A 17,677-nucleotide genomic window follows, 5' to 3' on the forward strand; every position below is an offset into this window, starting at 1 on the left:
CTGAATTTATTATAGAGGCACAAGTAAATATTACTTATACTACTTTTATAGTGGTTTATTAGTCATATCTGTATATTTTTAGCTGATAAATTAGTGCATCACTTGAACTACCATCAGTTTTTTTATAATAATTTTTACGCAATGATATTTTGCTAAATTTAAGCTTGTGATAGAGTTTGATGGCACTATAATTATTAACATCTACTTCTAAAAATATTTCTTTGATTTGTAGTTGAGTGAGATAATAAATTGAGTTTTCTAAAAGCTTAAAACCTAAACCTTTATTATGCTTAGACACGTCAACACAAATATATAAAAGCTCAGCTGTCTCGAATATTTTACTAAAAATAGCTACAGCTAAAAGTTGTTGACTTTCAAATAACCCTAAAGTTAAATCTTTGTTCAAAGATTCTAAAATTTGCTTATCTGACCAATTGCAATCCTTATCAGAAAGCCTTATTAATTCAATAACTCTAGCAAAGAAATTATTATCTAGAAATGAAATCTGCATACTCATATAGCTTTGACAATATATATTTCTTGTTTTGAATGCTTAATAACTCAGTGTTATCACTAAGTAAATCTTTTTCACTGAGATTAATACCTTCAAGCTTCTCAAAAAAACTAATATCACTTGATTTATAGATACTAAGTTTTGAATTGAAAAATAGACTATTAGTGAGATTTTTTAGAAAAGCTAAATTTAATTTAGCAGACAAAAGAATATTTATAATTTTAGGACTTGTAACTTCATTTGAATATAAAAGTTCTAAATGATTTGGATTAACTGTAATAATTTCATCTTGTTGTTGAGTGTCATTAGTAACTTGATTTTGTTGCATAGCTTTATATTGTGACTTTAATTCCCAAACGTCTATGCCAAAAACTTCTTCTATCTGACTTACAAAGCTCATTATTTTTTCTCTAACCTTTCAACTAATTTTTTAGGGAAATTATACTCTTTTAACTTAACAGATTTTCTAAGTTGATTAACTTCTGAAGGATTTAGTTCTAGTGTTTTTCCACGTGAAACAAATTTAGGAAGAACTATATCACCAAATCTAATTCTCGTTAGTCGACTAACTGTAACACCTACCGCTTCAAACATTCTTCTTACTTCTCGATTACGTCCTTCTGAAAGTGTTATATAATACCAAAGATTAGCACCATAGCCACCTGAAAATTTTATACTATTAAACTTAGACATACCATCCTCTAGCTGTATACCCTCTTTAAGTTTATTAATAGTTTCATTAGGTAATTGTTTTCCAAATACACGTACGGCATACTCTCTCTCGATTTGATAAGAAGGATGTATCAATCTATTTGCCAAATCACCATCTGTAGTAAAAAGTAGTAAACCTGTAGTATTGATATCTAAGCGCCCTACCATTATCCAGCGCGACTTTGCTAATTTTGGTAATGAATCAAAGACAGTCTTTCGATCTTTTTCATCTTTACTAGTACAAACTTCACCTTCTCTTTTATGATAAATTACTACTCGTGGTCTAGTCATTGGCTGACCATATGAGTGTAGAGCCTTACCATCAAAACTAATCTTGTCACCTTCACTAGCTTTATCTCCTAGAGTGGCAACTTTACCATTTACCCTAACTCTACCTTGCTCAATATACTCTTCTATTTTTCTTCGTGATCCAATACCATACTTTGCTAAAAGCTTTTGTAATCTTTCAGTATTTTTGTCATTAGTTTTTTTTGCTCTACGCATTTTTATCTATATCATATTGATCTGCTGCTGAGAAGAATTTTTGAATATTTTCATCATTATAGTTGTTAGAAGATAAAATCAGTCTCACTTCTGCAGCTTCATTTTTATTATGTGCATATTCAGCTAGTTTTAATCTCAAATCTAAAATATGCTTATTATTAAAGAACGCTGAGTCATCTTTCATACTATAGATAACTTTGTAGCAATTTGTATAATCTTTTCTTTCAAAATACATTTCTGCCAATCTTAACTTAGCAGCTCTGTAATTTTGTCTAAATCTATTCGCTTTCTCCATATACACAAGTGCTTGGTCTTTTTTACCCTGCTTATACATACATTGAGAATACAAAAATAGCGTTTGAGCCATATCATCATTATTAGGAGCATATAAAGACTCATCAAAGAGTTTTTGTGCTTCATCATATTCTGATTCTTGACTACATAGATATTGCGCATAAAAGTTCATTGCTTCAAAATCCTTAGGATGGTTATACAAAGCATTTTTATAATATTTCTTAGCAATCGAATTTGCCCCTATACTTTGATAATAATACCCTGCGGCATAATCGACAATAGCAAGATTATAGTTATGTTGCTTTGATAAATCTTGTGCTTTTATAAGCTTACTTTTTGCCCTATCTAAATATCCTTCAGTTGAGTACACAATAGCTAATTCTGCATTTAAAATAGTGGCCTTTTTATAGTCAGCCTTCCTAATTGTAAATTCATCTGGCGAAATGAATTCTGCACTATTTGTATTAATGTTTTTATTTGTATTATTTTGCTGCTGCAAATGACTTTTGATAGAATTGCGAGTAGATTTTTTTGGAGTCATACATGATGACAAAATAGCCGATAGCAGTGCAATACTTATAATTTTTTTAAAACTAACTTGCATTAGTATCTCCAAGCTTCTTTAGGTATCTTTGCTTTCTATTAGTTTTATCAATTACATCACCAGCTAATTGTCCACAAGCAGCATCAATATCATCACCACGAGTTTTTCTCACAGTAGTGACAAAACCATTGTGCTGCAAAAACTCTTTAAACCTATTAATACGGTTATTACTTGGCTTTTTATAAGGTGTGCCGTGGTATGGATTAAATGGGATAAGATTAATTTTAGCAGGAATTTCGTATGTTTTTAATAATGTAACTAACTCCTTAGCATCAGATAAATTATCATTAACTTCTTCCATTAGAGTATATTCAAATGTGATATGTTTGTGTGGACCTTTCTGTGCGTATAGTTTACATGCTTCAAGAAGTTCATCAATATTATATTTTTTATTGATAGGTACAATTTCATTACGCAGCATATCATTTGGTGCGTGTAAAGACACTGCTAAGGATACTCCTGACTGCTCTAACAAATCATATATTCTCGGAACTACACCAGATGTACTTAAAGTTACTTTGCGTCTAGATAATCCATAAGCTAAGTCATCCATCATAATATCCATAGCAAGTACAACATTGTCAAAGTTCATCAATGGTTCACCCATACCCATCATGACAATATTTGTCACTGTAAAATCATGCTCACCATTAGTTTTTGATAATGTTCTAGCTGCTATCCATAATTGTGCGATAACTTCCGCAGCTGATAAGTTTCTATTAAATCCTTGTTTACCAGTAGAACAAAAACTACAATTCAAAGTACAGCCAACCTGTGAAGATACACATAATGTCCCACGCCCTTCTTCTGGAATAAACACTGTCTCAACGGCACTACCGCCAACATCGATTAACCATTTATGTGTACCATCTTTTGATACTTTACTAAATACTACTTTAGAAATAGTTATCTCAGCTTTTTCCTTAAGTTTATGGCGTAAATTTTTACCAAGGTCTGTCATAGCATCAAAATCAATAATACCCTTTTTATGAATCCACTTAAAAACTTGACGGGCATGAAACCTTTTCTCTCCTATAGAAATGAAAAAATCTTCTATAGCCTTTTGATTTAATCCAAGTAAATTAACTTTATCTTGTTGCATGAAATTTCTCTTTTAATTCTTATATAGCAAATACTATTCGTTATACCCTATGTCACTAGGTAAAATATGATCATTTTCATTGGTTAAATTAGCAAAGCTAGCAAACCTGCCATCAAAACGCACGTGCACAGTTCCTATAGGACCATTACGCTGCTTGCTAATTATTATTTCGCCTATATTTTTATTATCTTCTTTATCTTTATTATAAACTTCATCACGATAAATAAACATTATCAAGTCTGCATCTTGTTCAATCGCTCCAGATTCTCTTAAATCTGACATCATTGGTCGTTTATCTTTACGATCATCAACAGCTCTATTTAACTGTGATAACGCTATAACTGGTATATCTAATTCTTTAGCCAAAGCTTTAAGTGATCTAGATATCTCTGATACCTCTAGTGTTCGATTAGTCTCGTAACCTGGGATCTTCATAAGCTGCAGGTAATCTATCAAGATCATTGCTAAACCTCCATGCTCATTATATAATCTTCGCGCTCTAGAACGTATCTCTGCTGGAGTTAAACTTGATGTGTCATCGATGTATAGTGGCATTTCACTTAAAGCTTTCATTGCACTAGTGATTTTGACCCAATGAGCATCATTTAATCTATTACATTCTCTAAGTAGATTCATCTCTACACGAGCCTGGGAAGCTAACATCCTTGTTACGATATCTTCTGATGGCATCTCAAGACTAAAAACTAATACTGGCTTATCAGCAACTTTTGCAACATTTTGAGCTATATTGATACCTAAAACAGTCTTACCCATAGATGGTCTAGCAGCTATGATACACATATTTGCTCTTTGTAATCCTGATGTCATTTTATCAAGATCTATAAAGCCTGTTGATATACCAATCAAACCAATACCAGAATCAACTATAGCACTCATTCTATCTACAAGCTTTGGAATTACAGATTTTATTGATTCAGGACCTTTGGTAAGTGTTTCTCGCTCTTTAGCTACATCAAGTATTCTACTTTCAGCATAATCAATAACTTCATCAGGATTTTTTGAATCTGCTGAATATATCTTTTGGACAATATCATTTATGCTATTTTGTAAACTTCTAAGCTTAGCCTTATCTTTTACGATATTAGCGTACGTTTTAATATTTGATATTGAAGGTGTATTAGCAGCTAAGTCTATGATGTAAGTCTCGCCACCAGCTTCTTCTAAAAGACCATCTGTGGCGAGATATTCACTTAAGATTAGCACATCAAACGGAGTGTTTGCTTGGTTAAGCATAACAATCTGTTTATAGATAGTTTTATGTCTTTTATCAAAAAAATCATCAATCAAAAGAAAACCTTCTACCAACTCTATATTTTGATTGTGTAGCAATATATTCCCTAAGATAGCTTTTTCTGCTTCTAGAGAATAAGTTGTTTCAGTAGCTTTAAACTGATAATCCATAGACATCAAAACCCTTGCTTAAAATACAAAAAAACCATGCCTAACACATGGTTTTTGTTTATTAGAATACAGTGTTAGTTTGTATATTATAAAACTAAGCTTCAGCAGCTACAACATTTACTTTGATATCTGCATCTACATCTGTGTATACATGAACTGTAAGTTCGAATTTACCAAGAGTTTTAATAACGCCTTCAGGCATACGCACTTGGCTTCTCTCAATTTTCTTACCAGATTCATTAGAAACTGCTTCAGCAACTTCAGCTGTACCTACAGAACCAAATAGTTTACCACCCTCACCTGCTTGAGCAGCTATAGTGTAAACTTTATCCTTAATCGCAACAGCAATAGCAACAGCCGCTTCAAATCTAGCCTTTTCAGCTTTTTCTAATTCAGCTTTTTGCGCTTCAAAAGCTTTGATATTTGCTTGAGTTGCTTGAACAGCTTTACCAAATGGGATAAGGAAGTTTCTTGCATAACCTGGTTTTACATTTACGATATCACCTAATACCCCAAGGCTTTCAACTTTTTCTTTTAAAATAACTTGCATTGTAATCAATCTCCGTATTAGTTAAAGTGACGATCACAGTATGGTAGTAACGCCAAGAATCTTGCTCTTTTGATAGCTATTGATAGCTGTCTTTGATACTTAGCTGATGTACCAGTTACACGGCTTGGTACAATTTTACCAGTTTCAGTAATATAAGCTTTTAACTTATTAACATCTTTATAATCTATTTCTTTTACGCCTTCTACAGTGAAACGGCAAACTTTACGACGACTCATTTTATAAAATTCCTCTATTAAATTACTTCTTTCTCATTTGACTCCATCATTACAGAGGGCTCTGTTACAGCTTCTTTTTTAGCGATAACTAAACGACGTAAAATAGCATCGTTGTATCTTAAAGATTCTTGAAGCTTCTCTAGAGACTCAGTTGGACACTCAATATTAAATAGTACATAGTGTGCCTTATGAAGTTTTTCGATAGGGTAAGCTAATTGATGACGTCCCCAGTCTTCAAATCTGTGAATTTTGCCACCTTTTTCTTCGATTATGCTGTGGTATTTACTAAGCATTGAATCTAACTGATCTGATTGATCAGGGTGAATCATTAAAACTATTTCATAATGTTTCATTTTTATAAACTCCTTCCGGTTTATCATTTGATTGTTTTTTACTGATAAGCTATACATTTTTTATATAGCAAAGAGTTAAAAAAAGATTATACTATCATAGGTTAATAATAACAACTATTTATTGACTAATTTAATTAAACAACTCAATCTTTTGGTATTAATTTTGTGCTATTAATTGCTAATTATCTATCATAAAATTTTAGTGATGTTTCGCCATTATTATTAAATTAGAATATTGCTAGAACTATAATCATGAACTTTTTTGTTAGATATATTTGCTAGTGTTTAAAGGCTTTTGTAACTTTTGTTTAGCAATATGACGATTACTGTAATATTAATTAGGAACTAATTGTGTCTTTATCAGATTTAATTTTGACATCGTATTTGAGATTCGTGTAGTGTACTTGTGTGTTAGATATATCAAATATATTGAGCTAGCAATATATTATCGTAAATACTTCAATAAGTAATATGATTACAAGAACTGAAAAGGCTTTATTTTTTTACAAGCAATTTTATTTACCTACTGTTAAAATAGTATTTATTAATTTCAACTTCTATATTGTCTAAAAATAGAATTTAAAATGAAGGTTATAATAATCTTATGCAAGAAAAAGTTTCAAAATTTGAAGATTTTCTAACACAACTTCAACAAAATATTACCACAGCTCTAGAGAAGTATGAAACAAATGCTGCAAAATTTATTTCTGATCAATGGCAAAAACCAGATACTCCAGAACAAAAACTTAAAGGCTATGGTAACTCTATGATCATAGAGAATGGAGAAATATTTGAAAAAGGTGTAGTAGCTTTCTCTAGAGTTTATGGTAATGAGCTGCCGCCATCAGCTACAGCAAAAAGACAAGAATTAGTAGGCAAATCTTTTATAGCTACAGGTGTCTCATTAGTTATTCACCCTAGTAATCCTTTTGTGCCAACATCTCATGCTAATTTTAGAATTTTTATTGCTGGTGTTGATAGTGATAATCCGATATGGTGGTTTGGTGGAGGTTTTGATTTAACTCCTTACTATCCTTTTGAGGAGGATACGATTCACTGGCACCAAACAGCAAAAAATGTTTGTGATAAGCATGATAAAAACTATTATCCTAGATTCAAAAAATGGTGCGATGAATATTTTTATCTCAAACATCGTGATGAGTGTCGTGGAGTTGGTGGTTTATTTTTTGATGATTTAAATGATAAATCTTTTCATGAATGCTTTAATTTTGTAACAGATTGTGCAAATTCTTATCTAGATGCTTATATTCCGATAGTAGAACAAAGAAAAAACATTCAATATTCACAAAAGCATAAAGATTTTCAACTCTATCGTCGTGGTAGATATGTTGAGTTTAACCTAGTGTTTGATAGAGGTACGATATTTGGCTTACAAAGTGGTGGACGAACTGAGTCGATACTCTCATCAATGCCTCCAATTGCAACTTGGAGATACAATTGGTACCCTGAACCAGGCTCTGAAGAAGAAAAAGTCTACCAATATATAAAACCCCGCGATTGGCTTAAATAGTAAACATTACAACTTTACAACTATAACACTATTTTTTGCAAAAAAATCATATCAAGTCAAACAGTCGTTAGCTGATGCAAATATCTTATTTGCTAAGGATATTATTAAACATGGTGCTAGTTTCATCGTCACAATATGCCCATAACCTAGAATACCCTCCACTGTTGAATGTAGATAACATTCCAGCTGGGTAGTTAAACTCAATATGGCTTTGAGATGGAAAGATATAATGGTGAGTATTTTAACAAAGAAAATACTTATAAGTTTTTGGGTAGTGAGTATTGAGTATCATCGCGAATATTTGTATTGTTGCTGATGGTACTAATAGAAAAGTTTTTATAATGTTCCTTTATATAAAAAAACTTAGATATTATTGAGATTATAGCTAAAGCTAAAGTCCAATGTTAACTATGCACAAGAAGCTCAAAAATATTTACTCTGTATCTGCTTAGCTTGGATGAATGGCGAAAATATGGTATTTATCTGAAGTTTTAGCTAAAAAGTTATATACTCTAAAGGTGATTATAATACAGTTTTGACATAACAACAAGCATATAAATGCATACAGCCTATCGCTAAGTTTGCAACACAACTGATTACACTAAAAGATTATTTATAAAATTCAATTAACTCTAATGATGTTGTAGTAATTAGTCAAATAATTTTTGATATAAAAAAAATTATCTCAAATCCAAGCAACAAAAAATATCCTAAATAATATTCTATTTGCTGGACATGATACTAATATTAGGTTCAATATTGCTTACCTACTTAGCAAAGCTAATAAAATAAAATAATGTTAATAACAAACTCTACGGGTACGGGGCTGATTTATCTTTTAAAGTCTATAAAATTTGTAATGATTACTATATTAGAGTCTTTTATAGAAATCATATAATTCAGATAACGGTGTTGTTCTTTTTTAAATATTCATTTAGTAAATTTGAAAAATATATACTCAACTTCTTAAAACAAAAATATAGAAATTGCTACTCTTTTTTTTCAACTTTACTAACATTTTACTTATATCAAACTTAATTAAGTCTGATAAAATATATTTGAATTTATATTAGGGATTATTTTTAGCCATGAAAATCAATTTTTGTGCAGGTCCTGCTGTTGTACCCACATCGATAATACAGCAACTACAACAAATGATGACAAACTATAAGGATACAGAAGTATCGTTATTATCAATTTCTCATCGTGATAAAGTTTTTGATGAAGTCCATACTTCAATTCAGAAAAAATTAAGAAGTTTACTTAATATTCCTGATGATTATGCTGTACTGTTAATGCAAGCTGGTGCTACTGCACAATTTGCTGCGATTCCAATGAATTTGGCTAATAAATATAACATCGCATTGTATGTATGTAGTGGTCAATGGTCAGAAAAATCTGCTCAAGAAGCAGATAAATTCATCAATATTGATGCCATTAAATACTATGATAATATCTCACAAAAATTTCAAGCAAATAAATATGACTATATATACTACACAGATAATGAAACAGTTGATGGATTCCAGGTTAATAAATTAGCTAAATCATGCAATACGGAATTAGTTTGTGATATGTCATCAAGTTTTTTATCAAAACCTATTAATGTTTCAGATTATGGGCTTATTTATGCTGGAGCACAGAAAAATGCTGGAATTCCAGGTTTGACTATAGTGATAGTTAAAAATTCTTTAATCAAAGAAAAGTATAATATTCCAGTAGTCTTTGACTACCTTGCGATGAAAAAATCAAATTCTGTTTATAATACTCCATCTGTAATTTCATGGGTAACATTTGAGTTAACTCTAAATTATTTAATTGAAAAATTTACTAACCTAAAGAATGTTGAGGAATTTAGCAATCAAAAAGCTAGTCTACTTTACTCAACTATTGATAATTCAAAAATTTATAAAAATGATATCAAACATAAATATCGTTCAAATATTAATGTAATATTTCATTTACCTACACAAAAGCTGACAAATAAGTTTCTCAGCAATGCTAACAAGTCTGGTTTCTACGGTCTTAAAGGGCATCGAAGTGTAGGTGGTTGTAGAGCAAGTCTATATAATGCAGTAAGCATAGAGGATGTTGAAAAACTTGTACAATTTATGCAGGAATTTGAGAATGAACAATTCTAAGATTATTACAATTGATGGACCAAGCGGCGTTGGCAAAGGTACTTTAGCAAAGGCTCTAGCAAAATATTACGATTTTAAGCTACTAGATAGTGGTGCTATTTATAGACTAGCTGCTCTATACTGTTTCAAAAATAATACTGATCTTGAAAATGAAGATAATGTCTGTAAGACTTTAAGTAATTTAAACATCAGTTTCAAAATTGAAGATATTTTAGTTAAGGTATTTCTATCTAATCAAGATGTAACTAAAGAGATACGTACTGAACAAACAGGAATGCTTGCTTCAAAAGTTGCTGCTTACCCTGCTGTTAGAGCTATACTTTTAGACAAGCAAAGAGAGTTTGCTACTGAACAAGGTTTGGTTGCTGATGGTAGAGATATGGGAACAGTGATTTTTCCACAAGCCCAATATAAATTCTTTCTTGATGCTAGTACGGAGATTACAGCTAAACGCAGATACGACGAACTAAAATCTAAAGGTCAAAACCCTGACTTTGAAAAAATTTTAGCAGATATTAAACAAAGAGATTTTCAAGATCGTAACCGTAAAGTAGCACCACTAAGGCCTGCAAATGATGCTATAATAGTAGATACTTCAGAGCTTTCTACAAAAGAAGTACTTGATACCGTTATTAAGCACATAAAGATTTAAATTATTTTATTTAAACTAGGATTTTAAAGTTTAAAGCCTACTTATTGTAACTTAATCATTAGTTATACCTACTACAGACTGAAGATAAGTATTTGCTACTTTTTTGCCCTTAACAGCGCTTTAAACCAAGTAAAAAATGACGCATATTTATACAAGAACTTCCTCAATAATAGTTGACTTACAACATTAATGCGAAACTTGCTACTATACTCTAAAGAAGCTGCCTTTTACAAAACCTTCCAAACCAGCACTAGCTGTAGCGGTTGTACTACCATAGCTATTGGTTCAACATTTAATATTCCTGAAGTAAGTGTAAAAGAGCCACCATAATTAATTATATTTTAAACTAATTTGCACTAAATTAATTTGTCCTAAAAAATTATTTTTAAAGTTTAAATTCCAATCTTGTTGCTATATTGCTGTGATATCTTTAAAAGCCACCTTCCCAATAGTTGATACCTCTTTATAGGCTGTGAATCTTAGATATCTACAGCAATATCAGTTTTCTCACCATAAGGGTCATCATCTGCATTATCACGCTTACCTGACTCGATGAACATTTTCTCAATTTCACCATTATTTACGATCATTGTATAGCTCCAAGATCTTTTGCTGAAACCGATATTTAATTTATCAACAAGCATACCTAAAGCTTGGGTAAATTCGCCATTACCATCTGGTATTGGTTTATATTTTGAATTTCCTGAACATGAATCCACTTATTCATAACGAAACTATCATTTTATCATTTACAGATAAAACGTAAATCTCATCTATACCTAGCTCTTTATAAATCTAGCTGTATTGTTTTCAAAACCTGGTAATTGATAAGTTGAGCAAGTTGGTGTGAATGCTCCTGGTAGTAAAATTATAAAAATATCAGCGGATATTACATCTTGCCACCTAAATGAATTTGAACAACTAATATTCATAATCTTTTACTCTAGTCTTAAAAGTTATATTAGGTACTTTTTTAGTCATGTCTAACTCCTTGTTAAGCTACACTGTTATTGTATTACTCTTGAACATAATTTAAAATACACACTATTTATATAGTAGCTATAAGCATTACTTATGAACACCCGTACTCTTGAATATATAATTTCTGTGTATGAAACTAAAAGCTTTATTACAGCGTCAGAAAAATGTTTTGTCAGCCAACCTGCACTAAGTATGCAAATAAAGAAATTTGAAGAATATATTGGTATTCAAATCTTTGAGCGTGGTACAAAACAAGTCTTGATAACTAAATCAGGAATGAAAATTGTAAACCAAGCATATAAAATTCTTGATGAAGTAAATAATCTTAAGAAAATTGCTGAACCTCTTTTAGAGAATGGTAAAATCAGTATTTCAATTGGTGCATTTCCAACTCTATGTCCATACTTAATGCCTAAAATTCTCCCTGCTATCAAGCGAGATTTTCCTAATCTAAGTATTGCTATAGTTGAAGAAAAAACAGACATTCTCGTTAAAATGCTTGATCAAGGTAAAATAGATTTTGCCTTACTAACAACACCTACCGAAAACTACCAATTCAAAAGAAAAAAAGTCTTTGATGATAAATTTTATGTAGCTGTAGCTAAGACTAATCCATTAGCAAAAAATAAGCAAATATGTGTAAAAGAGATAGTTCAGCACAACCTTATGCTTCTTGATGAAGGCCATTGCCTTAGAGATCAAACTCTTAAGCTCTGCGCATTACAAGAGTTTAATAATAATGATTTTAAAGGCAGTAGCCTAGAGACCCTAAGACAAATGGTATCTATCGATGAAGGTATAACTCTAGTCCCTAAGATTGCTTGTACTAAGGCTGAAAACGTTAAATATATTAATATTGACAGTAGAGATTTCTTTAGGGAAATAGATTTAGTTATGCGTAAAAGCTCAATATATGCAGATCTATTTAACAAGATAGCTAAAATAATTTCAAATAATTATTAGTATATAATTAACTCTTTTTAGTTTCTATAAAAGTCATTATCATGGAATGCATAATAACCCCATGTACTATTTGATTGTTCTATAGTATTTACAATATTATCTTTTCATTAACTTTTATACTTTTATCTATTTAAAATAGTTCTGTATTAGTATCCTTTGGGTAAAATAAATAGCTATCACAGAAATATTGATAAAGTTATTATTAATACTAATTTTGTTTTTTGCTTCACTATAACTACCTTTATAAATTATAAAAACAACATGAATATACCTATAGCTATTATCATGACATTCTCTATTAAAGATAAAAATCCTAAAGGAATATTGCTATTACCACCTACGCACGCACATTTAAGCTCACGCCTTTGTATATAAACAGCATAAAAAACAGAAACAGCACCTATTAAGCCTATAAATATAGCTATTGCTGCAGCGAGAATCATAAAAATTGATGCGATAATGGCTATACCGACAAAAGCTTCTGCAAATGGATAAATATATGCATATCTTAAGTAACGCATTGCTAAGAGATCATAAGTTATAAACTGATTAACAAAACTATCTAAGTTTTGAAGCTTCAATGTCGCTAGAAATGCAATACTTAGCCCCATAAATAATTTTATAGTTAATAAATCAAATATATTGCCTAGAATAAAATAACTAAATGATAGAGCTAATACAAAAGTCATCACCAAAACTGCTATTACAGGTTTATATGATTTTGCTTGTTTATCTTTTACTAAACCAAAAAAATTAACTAAATCATTATAGCCGCCAATCCTATTACCACTTATAAATATTTGTGGAGTAGTTTTGACGTTGTATTTATTTTTAAACTCCTCTACCTGTTGTCTATCCTTAAGATGAATATCTTCTATGATATAGCCTTTGTGTCTTAGTAAATCCTTAGCTTTGATACCAAAAGGACAAACGTGTTTATCTGTCACCATTCTATAAATTACTGCTTGTTGTTTACTCATCTACTATTATCCTTTCATTAATATTCTTTTAGAAGTTTCATTAATTCTGACATTCTTTGCTATAAAGATACTTGAGAATCCTGTTCACAATATTTTTCTAGACAAGATTGCAATATACATCTCTAATATAGTCAACTCAATCAATTTCAAAACACCCCTGGCAGCTTAACACAATAACACTATCAATCATTCTTTTGATTGCTTCGACTTGACCAGCTAACGTAAATGTTTCTTATGACAAGGATTTGACATTTATAAACCTCTTTAAAATATACTCAATGTAGGATAATAATAACAAAGAGATTTATTAAAAAATAGCGATTTATTTAGTATTTATACTTTCAAATATTTTATATTGTAGATTTAACTTTCCTATCAATACTCATAAAATTACTCCCCTAGATTAAATTTAATTCCTTGTGTTAATAATAAGTCTTTACCATAGTTGATAGTACTAATTTGGAGGCGCATATATACTTTCCTGGCATCTGAATTAGCTTCTCCCCTCCTCCAATATACTTCTCACCACCGAAAGCACTACCAATCACTGCCTAACTAGATAAAACTTTTCATCATTTTGAAAATTGTCTGTAAATATAGAATTTAATAAGCCATATCTTACACTATTATTAAACTTGATAGCTTCATCAATATTTTAAAAAGACATTATGTATATTGGACAAAAGTTTTCTTCACCAACGATTGCATATTAGCATTAGTGATATGTGCTTCTAAACCTAAATATAGTTCTTTTAATACACATGTCCCCCCTGTATTAATCAGCTTGTATCAATAATCCAGATTTATTTTAATATTGATAAAATCTATTGTTATAAAAATCTTTTAGACATATAGAAATTTATAAAACCTTTAGGCTGATTTAGCATGAAGCAAAAGGTCAGTACTTACACACAAGCTAGTTGCTATTGTTAGTATAAGTACAATATCTTGATTAATACGTGGAATAACTCTCTCCATAATTTTAACCATTGTCTCTAAATCTTCACCAAACTTCATATCTTGCATCAAAAATTTCTTTTTTTCATAATGTTCTGGATAGAGAATGCTTTTATAGTTTATATTTTTACCATTACTAGTATAAGTCTCGATCATTGAATCAATACTACCAGAGGTATTAAAAGCTTCATAAGTAAGACCACTTATTTTAATTTCTTCAATATTTGCTAGTGGTGCTAAAGTTCTTTTCTATTAACGATACCTTTAACATGGTTTAGCATATTCATTGATGAGACCTTCTGTAAACTAAGTTAATACATACTAAAGCATATTTGATACATTTAATGGTAAAACACCTAGTACTATATAAATTGAATTATTAGATATAATACTAATAAATCAAGGATCTAAACCACATTGCGGCACGAAAAAGTTATTTTTAGAATTCTCTGCCATACCTTTAATATAATTAGTTGCCTCAATATCTTAAGTTAGATCAAAATAATTAAGCTCAAGCATACCAGCTAATTTAGCAATATTTAAAATGATAAACATGAAACAATCGTTTTAACAGCATTTTGCTTTACATAGTTTTGTAATTTTGTAGAATTTGTTGCATATAATTCTACATATTTAAAATTATCAATATTTTTTTCAATACTGGCTTATCATCTGGAATATATATGTCAATCAAATGAACTTTATAATCACCGCTTAAGCAACTTACAAGTGAACCACCTCTGGCCAGTACCCAAAATTATAATATTCTTCATAAATACCTCTTTTTCGTCACCTATAGATTTATTTTATATCACTTGGTTTGTCAAGAGTAAATATAATTCTGTATTGATTTACTATTTAGATAATTATTACTAATACTAATTCACTATAAAAAGTGATACAAAAAAATAATCCAATAATTCTAACTCGTTTTTAAGGTATCAATCAAATCAGTACTTATAATGATTAAATTCAAGATGATAATTTTATGGTGTGGTTGACTATAATTAATAGACTAATAGTGGTGTAAAAGTAGTATTTAGATATAATTAAAAAATAAAATAATAGACTTTCTTAAACTTACCAATATCAACGATCCATAAAAGAGTATTTTTACCTTGCTGAATATCAATTTTTTGACGAATATTATTGACTTGAATCATATAATTACCACTATCAAGTAGTTGCTCAAACAAATCAATACTATTTGGTAGTAGTAGCCAACTTCTTAAATCAGCTTTTTTAGGATCAGTTTTTGATAAATCAAACTTTAAGATACTACCTAATAAACCTCCTAAAGCAAAATTCTTTTCATAATCGTATTTCAATACCTCGATAACAACATTTTGAGTTATAATTTTGGGGTATGCTTCTACCAAAGATTTCATTGCAAACAAAGTTGTATCTAACAAAGTTTCAGTATATGTATCGGTTATATTGGTATCACCTACTGAGATTATAACTCGCTTTGGATCAAACAAATTATAATCTGTGTTATATATTGGCAAATACATTTTCCTGACACCTATATTACCAAGATCTAGACTTGCTTGAGCAGATTTACGTGTATATACAAGTCCTTGCTCATAAAGTATTACTACTCTTCCCAAACCAATTGCAAATGGTGATGTCTGGCTTATTATCGCTGATCTAAACTCATTAGCAGTTTGATCAAGATACCTATTGCCAACCGTATATTGTTGTGCATTTTCAATATCTACCAAAGATTTTTGGTAATCTTTTGAAAATGAAGAATTAAGTAATGCTTTGAGGTAGTAACTCATTGGATTCCCATATGCATTGGGAATTCTTTTTGAAAACTCAAGCATGTGTGTCAATACTTTAAAATTTTCTAAACCTAGATTATCGCTCGTTATCTCATTTCTATCTAAGTATTTTTCTCCAAGCTGCTTCATCACTTCAGCAAGCGTTTCTTGCTCATCACGCCATATTTTAGCCTTATCAATGTTATCAAGTGCTTGTATTGCTTCTTTAATATTATTTGTTTTGAGATAGTTTAAAGCCTGATAAGTATACAAAAAAGTAATTGCATAGTCTGGAACATTATATGCATTCTTAATATCATAATAGTTATATGTATTTCTATTTAGAAGCATTTTTTTTGCTTGATCTAAAGATTGCTGCTGATTTTTAGGTAGAGACTCTATAGCCTTGTTATAGGCTGTTATTGATGTTTGGTAGTCACTGTTTAACTGTAACAACCTTCCAGATTCTAATTGATTAAGACTTTTAAGCTGTTTGACATTGCTGATACTATTATTTTTTTTTATTGCCTCAGTTAAGTCTCCTTTAATTAGTTCCTTACACACAGGGCTAAATAGCCAAGGATAGCTACCAGAAGCAAACTTCAGCTTTGTGATATCTTTTTTTACTATACTACAAGAATTTAGTAGTATTAAAAATATAATTATAAATAAAAAATTACTAACTTTTTTCATTGTGATAACACCAGTGCCATGGTTCATATACAAACCCATAGTCATTATTACGTGGGAAACTCAACTTAAAGCCATATTTATATGCATTTTTAGTTAACCATTCAAAAGCATAAGTTTTTTCAAAGCTCTCTGTCAAAACCTCTTTTTCATCTCCAGTTGTTAAATCAATAGCTCTACCAGTATGATGTTCACTTTCTCCTGGCAAAGCATTTACTTTCATAATTTGTTCTAAAGTCTGTCCACTAGCAAGTTTTCTATCTATAATTTTCTGCTGATACTCATAGCTTCTAAAGCCTGAAACTATAAATAGACTAACACCGTCATTAGCTGCTGCTTGTTTCAGAGCTAACCACGCTTTATAAGTATTTTTCTCTAAAAGTAAATCTCGACCAAAAAAATCTTTACCTGCTGAAACAAGATCACGCTGTTTGGCCTCTGGGAAAATTATTTTTCTTACCATTGAGCATCCTCTTCTAGTTCCCTTGTTATAGGCTGTTATTGATGTTTGGTAGTCACTGTTTAACTGTAACAACCTTCCAGATTCTAATTGATTAAGACTTTTAAGCTGTTTGACATTGCTGATACTATTATTTTTTTTTATTGCCTCAGTTAAGTCTCCTTTAATTAGTTCCTTACACACAGGGCTAAATAGCCAAGGATAGCTACCAGAAGCAAACTTCAGCTTTGTGATATCTTTTTTTACTATACTACAAGAATTTAGTA

Annotated in this window: 17 protein-coding genes and 3 pseudogenes; 4 read left to right on the forward strand and 16 right to left on the reverse strand. The window is 30.4% G+C overall.

The genetic code is table 11. The features are described from left to right. Nucleotides 1-58: 58 nt before the first annotated feature. The 9 genes from FSC845_RS05350 to rpsF form a co-directional block, all read right to left on the reverse strand. Nucleotides 59-511 (reverse strand): GNAT family N-acetyltransferase, encoded by a 453-nt coding sequence (locus FSC845_RS05350; protein ID WP_064461025.1) that lies wholly within the window; start codon nt 509-511, stop codon nt 59-61. Beyond that, nucleotides 489-914 (reverse strand): hypothetical protein, encoded by a 426-nt coding sequence (locus FSC845_RS05355; RefSeq protein WP_064461026.1) that lies wholly within the window; start codon nt 912-914, stop codon nt 489-491. The genes FSC845_RS05350 and FSC845_RS05355 overlap by 23 nt, the downstream gene beginning before the upstream one ends. Beyond that, nucleotides 914-1,729 carry a 23S rRNA pseudouridine(2605) synthase RluB gene (rluB, locus tag FSC845_RS05360; protein ID WP_064461027.1) on the reverse strand — a complete coding sequence of 272 codons (816 nt, stop codon included), beginning with the start codon at nt 1,727-1,729 and terminating at the stop codon, nt 914-916. Before rluB ends, FSC845_RS05355 begins: the two co-directional genes overlap by 1 nt. Continuing rightward, nucleotides 1,722-2,627, reverse strand: a complete 906-nt coding sequence (locus tag FSC845_RS05365) for a hypothetical protein (protein WP_064461028.1) — start codon at nt 2,625-2,627, stop codon at nt 1,722-1,724. The genes rluB and FSC845_RS05365 overlap by 8 nt, the downstream gene beginning before the upstream one ends. Next, the gene (rlmN, locus tag FSC845_RS05370; RefSeq protein WP_064461029.1) at nt 2,617-3,729 is read right to left on the reverse strand and encodes a 23S rRNA (adenine(2503)-C(2))-methyltransferase RlmN; all 1,113 of its coding nucleotides are present in this window, start codon (nt 3,727-3,729) and stop codon (nt 2,617-2,619) included. Before rlmN ends, FSC845_RS05365 begins: the two co-directional genes overlap by 11 nt. Nucleotides 3,730-3,762: 33 nt before the next feature. Then, nucleotides 3,763-5,157 (reverse strand): replicative DNA helicase, encoded by a 1,395-nt coding sequence (gene dnaB, locus FSC845_RS05375; protein WP_064461030.1) that lies wholly within the window; start codon nt 5,155-5,157, stop codon nt 3,763-3,765. 88 nt (nt 5,158-5,245) lie between these two features. Beyond that, nucleotides 5,246-5,701 carry a 50S ribosomal protein L9 gene (rplI, locus tag FSC845_RS05380; RefSeq protein ID WP_064461031.1) on the reverse strand — a complete coding sequence of 152 codons (456 nt, stop codon included), beginning with the start codon at nt 5,699-5,701 and terminating at the stop codon, nt 5,246-5,248. Nucleotides 5,702-5,718: 17 nt separating this feature from the next. Continuing rightward, entirely contained in the window at nt 5,719-5,937 is a 219-nt protein-coding gene (rpsR, locus tag FSC845_RS05385) for a 30S ribosomal protein S18 (RefSeq protein ID WP_064461032.1), read from the reverse strand. A 17-nt stretch (nt 5,938-5,954) separates the two neighbouring features. Continuing rightward, nucleotides 5,955-6,290, reverse strand: a complete 336-nt coding sequence (gene rpsF, locus FSC845_RS05390) for a 30S ribosomal protein S6 (RefSeq protein ID WP_064461033.1) — start codon at nt 6,288-6,290, stop codon at nt 5,955-5,957. A 604-nt stretch (nt 6,291-6,894) separates the two neighbouring features. Here rpsF and hemF point away from each other — a divergent pair. From hemF to cmk, 3 genes are all read left to right on the forward strand, one after another. After that, nucleotides 6,895-7,821, forward strand: a complete 927-nt coding sequence (hemF, locus tag FSC845_RS05395) for an oxygen-dependent coproporphyrinogen oxidase (protein ID WP_064461034.1) — start codon at nt 6,895-6,897, stop codon at nt 7,819-7,821. 1,088 nt (nt 7,822-8,909) lie between these two features. Continuing rightward, nucleotides 8,910-9,962, forward strand: coding sequence for a 3-phosphoserine/phosphohydroxythreonine transaminase (gene serC / locus FSC845_RS05400; protein ID WP_064461035.1), 1,053 nt, complete (start codon nt 8,910-8,912; stop codon nt 9,960-9,962). After that, nucleotides 9,949-10,614, forward strand: a complete 666-nt coding sequence (gene cmk, locus FSC845_RS05405) for a (d)CMP kinase (RefSeq protein ID WP_064461036.1) — start codon at nt 9,949-9,951, stop codon at nt 10,612-10,614. The genes serC and cmk overlap by 14 nt, the downstream gene beginning before the upstream one ends. A gap of 51 nt (nt 10,615-10,665) precedes the next feature. Here cmk and FSC845_RS09755 read toward each other — a convergent pair. Beyond that, nucleotides 10,666-11,073: pseudogene (locus FSC845_RS09755) on the reverse strand (SDR family oxidoreductase); the annotation flags it as partial. A 20-nt stretch (nt 11,074-11,093) separates the two neighbouring features. Then, nucleotides 11,094-11,595: pseudogene (locus tag FSC845_RS05410) on the reverse strand (redoxin family protein). 93 nt (nt 11,596-11,688) lie between these two features. Here FSC845_RS05410 and oxyR point away from each other — a divergent pair. Continuing rightward, nucleotides 11,689-12,558: an oxidative stress transcriptional regulator OxyR gene (oxyR, locus tag FSC845_RS05415; protein ID WP_064461037.1), complete on the forward strand. Its 870-nt coding sequence runs from the start codon at nt 11,689-11,691 to the stop codon at nt 12,556-12,558. A 248-nt stretch (nt 12,559-12,806) separates the two neighbouring features. Here oxyR and FSC845_RS05420 read toward each other — a convergent pair whose 3' ends face one another. The 5 genes and pseudogenes from FSC845_RS05420 to FSC845_RS05435 form a co-directional block, all read right to left on the reverse strand. Continuing rightward, nucleotides 12,807-13,538, reverse strand: coding sequence for a MauE/DoxX family redox-associated membrane protein (locus FSC845_RS05420; RefSeq protein WP_064461038.1), 732 nt, complete (start codon nt 13,536-13,538; stop codon nt 12,807-12,809). 390 nt (nt 13,539-13,928) lie between these two features. Continuing rightward, a pseudogene (locus tag FSC845_RS08980) lies at nt 13,929-14,241 on the reverse strand (aldehyde dehydrogenase family protein); the annotation flags it as partial. 167 nt (nt 14,242-14,408) lie between these two features. Further along, a complete protein-coding gene (locus FSC845_RS08985) occupies nt 14,409-14,651 on the reverse strand; it encodes a hypothetical protein (protein ID WP_227806666.1) in 243 nt (80 codons plus the stop codon). An 893-nt stretch (nt 14,652-15,544) separates the two neighbouring features. Continuing rightward, nucleotides 15,545-16,954: a hypothetical protein gene (locus tag FSC845_RS05430; protein ID WP_064461039.1), complete on the reverse strand. Its 1,410-nt coding sequence runs from the start codon at nt 16,952-16,954 to the stop codon at nt 15,545-15,547. Then, complete coding sequence (locus tag FSC845_RS05435) at nt 16,941-17,414, reverse strand: M15 family metallopeptidase (protein ID WP_064461040.1); 474 nt, start codon at nt 17,412-17,414, stop codon at nt 16,941-16,943. Before FSC845_RS05435 ends, FSC845_RS05430 begins: the two co-directional genes overlap by 14 nt. Nucleotides 17,415-17,677 lie beyond the last annotated feature (263 nt).

The organism is Francisella persica ATCC VR-331, assembly GCF_001653955.1.
Taxonomy (GTDB): Bacteria; Pseudomonadota; Gammaproteobacteria; order Francisellales; family Francisellaceae; genus Francisella; species Francisella persica.

What these genes read in the sequence shown, in the direction of transcription:
- FSC845_RS05350 (WP_064461025.1), bottom strand. Translation starts at nt 511, where the DNA reads ATGCAGATTTCATTTCTAGATAATAATTTCTTTGCTAGAGTTATTGAA.
- FSC845_RS05355 (WP_064461026.1), bottom strand. Translation starts at nt 914, where the DNA reads ATGAGCTTTGTAAGTCAGATAGAAGAAGTTTTTGGCATAGACGTTTGG.
- rluB (WP_064461027.1), bottom strand. Translation starts at nt 1,729, where the DNA reads ATGCGTAGAGCAAAAAAAACTAATGACAAAAATACTGAAAGATTACAA.
- FSC845_RS05365 (WP_064461028.1), bottom strand. Translation starts at nt 2,627, where the DNA reads ATGCAAGTTAGTTTTAAAAAAATTATAAGTATTGCACTGCTATCGGCT.
- rlmN (WP_064461029.1), bottom strand. Translation starts at nt 3,729, where the DNA reads ATGCAACAAGATAAAGTTAATTTACTTGGATTAAATCAAAAGGCTATA.
- dnaB (WP_064461030.1), bottom strand. Translation starts at nt 5,157, where the DNA reads ATGTCTATGGATTATCAGTTTAAAGCTACTGAAACAACTTATTCTCTA.
- rplI (WP_064461031.1), bottom strand. Translation starts at nt 5,701, where the DNA reads ATGCAAGTTATTTTAAAAGAAAAAGTTGAAAGCCTTGGGGTATTAGGT.
- rpsR (WP_064461032.1), bottom strand. Translation starts at nt 5,937, where the DNA reads ATGAGTCGTCGTAAAGTTTGCCGTTTCACTGTAGAAGGCGTAAAAGAA.
- rpsF (WP_064461033.1), bottom strand. Translation starts at nt 6,290, where the DNA reads ATGAAACATTATGAAATAGTTTTAATGATTCACCCTGATCAATCAGAT.
- hemF (WP_064461034.1), top strand. Translation starts at nt 6,895, where the DNA reads ATGCAAGAAAAAGTTTCAAAATTTGAAGATTTTCTAACACAACTTCAA.
- serC (WP_064461035.1), top strand. Translation starts at nt 8,910, where the DNA reads ATGAAAATCAATTTTTGTGCAGGTCCTGCTGTTGTACCCACATCGATA.
- cmk (WP_064461036.1), top strand. Translation starts at nt 9,949, where the DNA reads ATGAACAATTCTAAGATTATTACAATTGATGGACCAAGCGGCGTTGGC.
- oxyR (WP_064461037.1), top strand. Translation starts at nt 11,689, where the DNA reads ATGAACACCCGTACTCTTGAATATATAATTTCTGTGTATGAAACTAAA.
- FSC845_RS05420 (WP_064461038.1), bottom strand. Translation starts at nt 13,538, where the DNA reads ATGAGTAAACAACAAGCAGTAATTTATAGAATGGTGACAGATAAACAC.
- FSC845_RS08985 (WP_227806666.1), bottom strand. Translation starts at nt 14,651, where the DNA reads ATGATCGAGACTTATACTAGTAATGGTAAAAATATAAACTATAAAAGC.
- FSC845_RS05430 (WP_064461039.1), bottom strand. Translation starts at nt 16,954, where the DNA reads ATGAAAAAAGTTAGTAATTTTTTATTTATAATTATATTTTTAATACTA.
- FSC845_RS05435 (WP_064461040.1), bottom strand. Translation starts at nt 17,414, where the DNA reads ATGGTAAGAAAAATAATTTTCCCAGAGGCCAAACAGCGTGATCTTGTT.